This is a genomic window from Phocaeicola sp. (genome assembly GCF_057861905.1).
Map to the genome: position 1 here is coordinate 26,249 of NZ_DBMACV010000037.1, position 6,023 is coordinate 32,271.

General features: G+C 39.9%; 7 protein-coding genes and 3 tRNA genes. 8 read left to right on the forward strand and 2 right to left on the reverse strand.

The genetic code is table 11. The features are described 5' to 3' along the window. Positions 1-3 precede the first annotated feature (3 nt). The 3 genes from ACZM60_RS08645 (at position 4) to ACZM60_RS08655 (ending at position 2,758) form a co-directional block, all read left to right on the forward strand. A complete protein-coding gene (locus ACZM60_RS08645; RefSeq protein WP_489521293.1) occupies positions 4-438 on the forward strand; it encodes a deoxycytidylate deaminase in 435 nt (144 codons plus the stop codon). A 6-nt stretch (positions 439-444) separates the two neighbouring features. Next, entirely contained in the window at positions 445-2,085 is a 1,641-nt protein-coding gene (locus tag ACZM60_RS08650) for a S41 family peptidase (protein ID WP_021970311.1), read from the forward strand. 112 nt (positions 2,086-2,197) lie between these two features. After that, positions 2,198-2,758 carry a 5-formyltetrahydrofolate cyclo-ligase gene (locus ACZM60_RS08655; protein ID WP_489521294.1) on the forward strand — a complete coding sequence of 187 codons (561 nt, stop codon included), beginning with the start codon at positions 2,198-2,200 and terminating at the stop codon, positions 2,756-2,758. 24 nt (positions 2,759-2,782) lie between these two features. Here the strand turns inward: ACZM60_RS08655 and ACZM60_RS08660 are convergent, their stop codons facing one another. Together ACZM60_RS08660 and recF are read right to left on the reverse strand one after the other, a co-directional pair. Then, a complete protein-coding gene (locus ACZM60_RS08660; RefSeq protein ID WP_021970313.1) occupies positions 2,783-3,073 on the reverse strand; it encodes a DciA family protein in 291 nt (96 codons plus the stop codon). Further along, positions 3,070-4,188 carry a DNA replication/repair protein RecF gene (gene recF / locus ACZM60_RS08665; RefSeq protein WP_021970314.1) on the reverse strand — a complete coding sequence of 373 codons (1,119 nt, stop codon included), beginning with the start codon at positions 4,186-4,188 and terminating at the stop codon, positions 3,070-3,072. Before recF ends, ACZM60_RS08660 begins: the two co-directional genes overlap by 4 nt. A gap of 165 nt (positions 4,189-4,353) precedes the next feature. Between recF and ACZM60_RS08670 the strand changes: the two genes are divergently transcribed. The 5 genes from ACZM60_RS08670 (at position 4,354) to ACZM60_RS08690 (ending at position 6,005) form a co-directional block, all read left to right on the forward strand. Beyond that, a complete protein-coding gene (locus ACZM60_RS08670) occupies positions 4,354-5,031 on the forward strand; it encodes a tetratricopeptide repeat protein (RefSeq protein ID WP_340320158.1) in 678 nt (225 codons plus the stop codon). 156 nt (positions 5,032-5,187) lie between these two features. Further along, complete coding sequence (ribH, locus tag ACZM60_RS08675) at positions 5,188-5,682, forward strand: 6,7-dimethyl-8-ribityllumazine synthase (RefSeq protein WP_021970316.1); 495 nt, start codon at positions 5,188-5,190, stop codon at positions 5,680-5,682. 51 nt (positions 5,683-5,733) lie between these two features. After that, positions 5,734-5,816: transfer RNA gene (locus tag ACZM60_RS08680), tRNA-Tyr, on the forward strand. A gap of 8 nt (positions 5,817-5,824) precedes the next feature. Beyond that, positions 5,825-5,897, forward strand: a tRNA-Gly gene (locus ACZM60_RS08685). A gap of 25 nt (positions 5,898-5,922) precedes the next feature. Next, a tRNA-Tyr gene (locus ACZM60_RS08690) sits at positions 5,923-6,005 on the forward strand. Positions 6,006-6,023: the final 18 nt, after the last annotated feature.

A 6,023-nucleotide genomic window follows, 5' to 3' on the forward strand; every position in this document is an offset into this window, starting at 1 on the left:
TATATGGAAAATACAGAGAACAAACAAGAAATACTCGATAAGCGCTACATGCGAATGGCTACTATCTGGGCAGAAAACTCTTATTGCAACCGGCGGAAGGTGGGAGCGCTGATTGTAAAAAATAAAATGATTATTTCCGACGGATACAATGGTACTCCAGCCGGATTTGAAAATGTTTGCGAAGATGAACATAGCATAACCAAGCCTTATGTTCTCCACGCAGAAGCCAATGCCATCACCAAAATAGCAAGATCGAACAATAGCAGCGAAGGTGCCACGCTTTATGTCACGGCATCTCCCTGCATAGAGTGTGCAAAACTGATTATTCAGGCGGGCATAAAGCGTGTGGTTTTTGCCGAAAAATATCGGCTGGAAGACGGTCTGGAACTCCTAAAACGTGCGAATATAGAACTGGTTTATTTAACTTCTAACGAATAAAGATATATGAGCAACAATAAAAATCGATTAATGCCTTTCTTGATGGCTATTTGTCTGGTAGCAGGTATCTTGATAGGAACATTTTATACAAATCATTTTTCCGGCAACAAATTGGGTATTATCAATACATCTTCCAATAAGTTGAATGCTTTGTTGCACATTATCGACGAGCAATATGTAGATACTGTCAATATGTTTAATCTGGTGGAGGAGGCCATGCCGCAGATTCTTGCAGAGCTGGACCCCCACTCTTCTTATATTCCGGCCAAAGATCTTGAGGCTGTAAATTCAGACCTGAAAGGAAGTTTCAGTGGTATCGGAGTCCAGTTTACTATACAAGATGATACAATTCATATCAACAGTGTCATTCAGGGTGGACCGTCAGAAAAAGTAGGGTTACTGGCCGGCGACCGTATCGTGGAAGTAGATGACTCTGCTTTCGTTGGTAAAATAGTAACCAATGCAGAAGCCATGCGTCGCCTGAAAGGAGAAAAAGGAAGCAAAGTAAAACTGGGTATTTACCGTCCGGGAGAAAAAGAGCTATTACATTTTACGGTAATACGTGGAGATATTCCTGTAAAGAGTATTGATGCCGCATACATGATTAATGATAAATTCGGATATGTAAAAGTTAATAAATTTGGCGAAACAACTTATCCGGAATTGCTTGTTGCACTGGCAAAACTGTCACAAGCTAACTGCAAAGGAATGATTATAGACCTTCGTGGAAATACGGGAGGATATATGGCAGCAGCAATCCAAATGGTAAACGAATTTTTGCCAAACAACAAACTGATTGTCTATACCGAAGGTAGAAAATCTCCTCGTGAAAATTACACATCAAATGGAACAGGAAGTAGTCAGACGATGCCGCTTATCGTGCTGATGGATGAAGGCTCTGCCTCTGCAAGTGAAATTTTTGCAGGAGCTATTCAAGATAACGACCGTGGTACAATTATCGGTCGCCGTTCTTTTGGTAAAGGTCTGGTTCAACAACCAATCGAATTTAGCGACGGTTCTGCTATCCGACTGACAATTGCACGTTATTATACTCCTTCGGGACGTTGCATACAGAAACCTTACGAAAAAGGTAATGATGCTGAATATGAAATGGATATCATTACACGATACGAACATGGGGAATTCTTCTCGGCCGACAGCATCAAGCAGAACATTAAGGAAATATATCATACAAGTCTGGGACGTACTGTCTATGGAGGTGGAGGTATTATGCCGGATATCTTTGTTCCACAGGATACTACGGGAATGACATCTTATTACCGAATGGCTGCAACACGTGGATTGATTGTCCGATACACGCTCGACTATACCGACAAAAATCGCAGCAAACTTCAGGAATATGATACGCCACAGAAAATGGAAACTTATCTAAAAACGCAAAACTTGCTTGAGAAATTTGCAGAATATGCAGAAGGAAAAGGATTGAAACGCCGTAATATTCTGATGTATAAATCGAAGAAGTTGTTTGAAGAGAGTCTTTATGGCAACATCATTTACAATATGTTGGGAATGGAAGCATATATTACTTATTCAAACCAAACAGATACAACAGTACAAAAGGCACTTGAAGTTTTGGAAAATGGAGAATCGTTTCCCAAAGCTCCTGAAGCAGAAATCAAAAAATAATAGTTTCCTTTTATAGGGAATCTATAAAAAATAAAGGCACACAATGAATTTTTCTATTTTATTCCTTGTGTGCCTTCTTTATTACTACTTATAACAAAAAAATCTGAAGTCTATGGAAAAAGAAGAAAAACGCTTACTTCGACGCTACATTGCAAATAAAAAGGAAACTTATACCAAAGATAAGTTATTGGAATACTCCTTATCACTATTGGACAGCTTAGAGAAACATCCGGTCTTTATTCAAGCTGATACGATTTTATTATATTATTCTCTACCAGATGAAGTACAGACGCACGAGTTTGTAGACAAATGGAGTAAGAATAAGCATATCATTCTTCCAGTAGTAAAGGGAGAAGAACTCGAATTACGACGCTATACGGGTAAGCAAGATTTACAGAAAGGAAGTTACGGCATTGAAGAACCGCAAGGCGAAGTATTTACAGATTATGAAAATATCGATTTGGCCATTATACCCGGAGTAGCATTCGATATGCAAGGAAACCGTCTGGGACGAGGAAAAGGATACTACGACCGATTATTAAAGCAACTCAACGCTTACAAGATAGGTATCTGTTTTCATTTTCAAATCTGCGACCAAATTCCAACAGAAGCATTCGATAAATCAATGGATGAAATTTGGAGTGAACAAACCCACTTCACTCCATCCAGGTGAATAGCGGTTCAAATAAAAGAGGAATCAACGAAATATGATGTTCACGATAACTTGTGATCCGACCTGCGCATTTAAGTTGCGCACCAGTAACTGACGGCTCATCATCAGCTCTTGCCGAAGTACCGAAGAGGATAAGTGCACATAAAGTACTTGATTCTTGATATATAAATTTGTCGTATACCGAGATATGGTTTCTCCCACGACATCCTTCCAGGCATCAACCAACCGGTATTCATTCAACGGGGTTTCCAGTCCCTCCTGCCTGAGCAGCCTGCGTATTACATCACCAACCTGTTCTGTATTATCTCGTTTCATACCTCCTCCTCACTGTGGCGCTCGGAAACCTCCCCATCTTCCACTTCAAATAGTTTATAATCTCCTTTTATTTTTCGTAAAATCTTATCCAGATGATCCCTGTTTGTATCAGTTACAAATATCTGTCCAAAACTATCTCCTGCCACCAGCTTCACAATCTGCTCTACACGTGAAGCATCCAGCTTGTCAAAGATATCATCCAACAGAACAATCGGCGTTGTACGACTTCCTGTCCGCTTCAGGAACTCAAATTGAGCAAGCTTCAAAGCAATCAGATAGGTCTTGTTCTGCCCCTGAGAACCTTCCCGCTTGATAGGAAAATCACCTAACTGCATAATCAAATCATCCTTATGTATGCCACGGGTAGAGTACCCTAAGATACGATCACGCTGCCGGGTACCTTTCAACTGTTCCAAAAGATCACCCTCAGCTGCATGCGATTCATACATAAGACTAACCTGTTCTCTGTCTTGAGAAATATATGAATAATACGACTGAAACACAGGTATAAACTCATCAATAAACTCTTTTCGCTTACGATACACCGTTTCACCGGCAACAGCCATCATTTCCTCCCATACCAGCATCAGCTCCTCTTCTGGCTCCATATCTGCCTTAAGCAATGAATTACGCTGAAGAAGTGCTTTGTTGTAACGTATCAATGCATCCAAATACTCACGGTCAAACTGAGAAATGACAACGTCCATAAAGCGCCGACGTTCCTCACTTCCACCGGCAATTAACCAAGAATCGGCAGGTGAAACCATGACAAGTGGAATCAGACCTATATGGTCGGACAAACGTGAATATTCTTTCTTATTCCGCTTGAATTGTTTTTTCTGACGACGTTTTAAGCCACAATATACTTCTTCAGGTTCTCCGTCGTCAGTCTCATAAAATCCTTGTATCACAAAAAAGTCACAATCATGCAAAATGTTCTGCGAATCAATGGCATTGGTCGCACTTTTGCAAAACGACAAGTAATAAACAGCATCCAGCAAATTGGTCTTTCCCATTCCGTTTTTGCCAATGATACAGTTCATTTTATGAGAAAAAGCAAGCTCCACCTGCTCCAGATTTTTGTAATTTAATATAGAGATGCGTTTAAGCCACATAGTCAAAACCTTATTTTCAGCTTACAAAATTAACAATAAAAGCATGACGGATAAAAAAACATGCTCTCAAATTTCATTTATAAATATAAATAAACTACTTTTGCTGACCGAAATGTAAACATATCAAATAATAACAGAGAAATAATAAAAAAATAATTAAATAAAATGGCAGAACAAAAACACACTCATGACCCTTTGAATGTAGACGAAGCGTTGAGTACTTCCGAAGCATTCCTTTTCAAGTACAAAAACCTGTTGGTTGGTATTGTAGTAGCTATTGTTGTCATCGTATGCGGAACATTGGCCTACAAACATTTTATCGGCGAACCTAAAGAGTTGAAGGCTTCTGAAGCTCTCTTCAAGGGCGAACAATATTTCGGCAATGACAACTACGAAGTTGCACTGAAAGGTGACAGCCTCGGTTATGCCGGTTTCTTAAAGATTGCAGATGAGTTCAGCGGAACAGACGCTGGTAACTTGGCAAATGCTTATGCAGGTATCTGCTATGCACAACTCGGCAAATACGAAGAAGCTACTAAATATTTAGATAAATTTAGTGCAGACGATTATATGGTTGCTCCAGCTGTTATGGGTACAATGGGTAATTGCTACGCACAAATGGGACAACTTGACAAAGCTGCTGCAACTTTGCTGAAAGCAGCAGATAAAGCAAACAGTACAACTTTAAGTCCTATCTATTTGCTTCAGGCTGGCCAGATACTGGAAAAGCAGGGTAAAAATGCAGAAGCTGTAGAAGCTTACAAGCAAATTAAAACTAAATATGCAAATTCTTATCAAGCAATGGACATCGACAAATACATCGATCGCGCCTCTATTAAATAAGATTAGCTTATTACATATATAATATAAGGTATTGTCATTCGGAGCAAAGCGAAGAATCTCGGATACATCAACGTGGATGCTCATGAGATTCAGACTTTACTCCGAATGATTTTTTATTTAGAATTCTTAATTTAATCATTTAATTGTATAATCATTATGGCAACCGCTTATCATAACCTTTCCGATTACGATTTCAATTCTGTCCCCGATGCTTCTCAGATGCGTTTTGGCATTGTAGTATCCGAATGGAATAGCAATATCACCGGAGCATTACTTTCCGGTGCAGTACAGACATTAAAAAAACATGGAGCTAAAGACGAAAACATCCTGGTTCAAACTGTACCGGGAAGTTTCGAGCTGACTTTTGGCTCCGCACAAATGATAAAAAGTGGAAAAGTTGACGCAGTAATAGCACTGGGATGTGTAGTACGTGGAGATACTCCCCATTTTGACTATGTTTGTGCTGGGGCAACTCAAGGAATTACTCAATTGAATGCAACTACCGATACACCAGTTATTTACGGATTGATAACTACCAACAATATGGAACAAGCCGAAGAAAGAGCTGGAGGAAAATTAGGTAACAAAGGTGACGAATGTGCAATTACTGCAATAAAAATGATCGATTTTGCTTGCAGATTAAAAAAATAGTTGTACCTTTGCATCGCAATTGAGAAAAACACTAACCAATCAGTTGCGAAAGGGCAAATACCAGAGTGGCCAAATGGGGCAGACTGTAAATCTGCTGGCTTACGCCTTCGGTGGTTCGAATCCATCTTTGCCCACTAAAATTGCGGAAGTAGCTCAGTCGATAGAGCATTAGCCTTCCAAGCTGAGGGTCGCGGGTTTGAGTCCCGTCTTCCGCTCTTTGAAAATATTATTGAAAACGTTGGGCAAATACCAGAGTGGCCAAATGGGGCAGACTGTAAATCTGCTGGCTTACGCCTTCGGTGGTTCGAATCCATCTTTGCCCACTAAAATTGCGGAAGTAG